2 protein-coding genes are annotated in these 1,388 nt (G+C 35.6%); both read left to right on the forward strand.

Annotated features, from left to right (window positions below; all coding sequences use genetic code 11):
- The first annotated feature begins 96 nt into the window (after positions 1–96).
- Positions 97–1,119, forward strand: coding sequence for a GTP 3',8-cyclase MoaA (gene moaA / locus HU235_RS20685; protein ID WP_174881450.1), 1,023 nt, complete (start codon positions 97–99; stop codon positions 1,117–1,119).
- A 5-nt stretch (positions 1,120–1,124) separates the two neighbouring features.
- Positions 1,125–1,367, forward strand: coding sequence for a regulator of G-protein signaling domain-containing protein (locus HU235_RS20690; protein WP_095300959.1), 243 nt, complete (start codon positions 1,125–1,127; stop codon positions 1,365–1,367).
- Positions 1,368–1,388: the final 21 nt, after the last annotated feature.

The following is a 1,388-nucleotide window of genomic DNA, read 5'->3' on the forward strand; positions in this document are numbered from 1 at the left end:
TGATAAAACCTAACACGAAATAGATAAACGTTATTCTGTGAGAATTTTCACAGTCATTCGCTTGGATTATTGGTACATTACCTGAGGGAGGGATTTATATTGAACGAAAATGAAACCGTCTATGATTATTTTAACCGCCCCCTTCGTGACTTACGAATTTCAGTTACTGATAAATGTAATTTTCGTTGTACGTATTGTATGCCTGCGGAAATCTTCGGTCCAGATTACCCGTTTTTAAAACGGAATGAACTGCTCTCCTATGAGGAAATTGAACGATTATCAACCATATTTATTCAATCATTAGGTGTGCAAAAAATTAGGATTACTGGTGGAGAACCGTTAATGAGAAAGGATGTAGCCACCCTTATTTCACGTATAAGCAAAATTAACGGTATAGATGATATTGCGATGACAACAAATGGGGTTCTATTACCTAAATACGCTAAAGAACTAAAGGAAGCAGGATTAAAACGTGTATCAATTAGTCTCGATTCTCTAGATGATCATTTGTTTGGGAGCATAAACGGACGCGGCGTTCCTGTAAGTGCTGTATTAGACGGGATCGATGCAGCAGCTGCGGTCGGTCTTAAAATAAAGATTAATATGGTCGTTAAACGTGGCATGAATGAGCATGAAATTATTCCAATGGCAAAATATTTTCGAGAAAAAGGACATATTTTACGATTTATCGAGTTTATGGATGTGGGAAATTCAAATCAATGGAATCTAAAGGATGTCTTCTCAAAAAAAGAAATTATTGAGACGATTCATCATGTCATGCCAATAGAGCCGATAGAGCCTAATTATCCAGGCGAAGTTGCAACACGTTATCGCTACATTGGAACAGACGAAGAAATTGGCGTGATCTCTTCTGTATCAGATGCTTTTTGCTCTTCATGTAATCGTGCTCGTCTATCAGCGAACGGCACATTGTATACTTGTTTATTTGCCTCTAAAGGACATGATTTACGTGAAATAATTCGATCAACACATTCAGATCAAGAGCTAGCTGATGCGATAACAGAGATTTGGAACAAACGAAAAGATAAGTATTCAATCGATAGAAGTAAAAATAAGACTGAAAGAAAAAAAATTGAAATGTCTCATATTGGAGGATAATAGTCATGACCTCGTGTAATCTTAATCACTCTTTAGAGGACGTAAAGAAAAAATTAGAACAACAAGCCGAGCATTTAGAAAAATATTATAGCGGTTGTTCGCAATTTCTTGAAAATAACCCCACTCAGCAACAATTAAATGAATTATTTCATCTACTTAAAAAATACGACCTTGCTGATGAAGAGGAAAAAAGTTTACGAGAACGGAAAATCTATAAGTTAATCTCCCAAAAAAAAGGAGAAAATTAATAGACAAAAGAAGAATGGCTT

The organism is Metabacillus niabensis (assembly GCF_902829255.1).
GTDB lineage: Bacteria > Bacillota > Bacilli > Bacillales > Bacillaceae > Metabacillus > Metabacillus niabensis.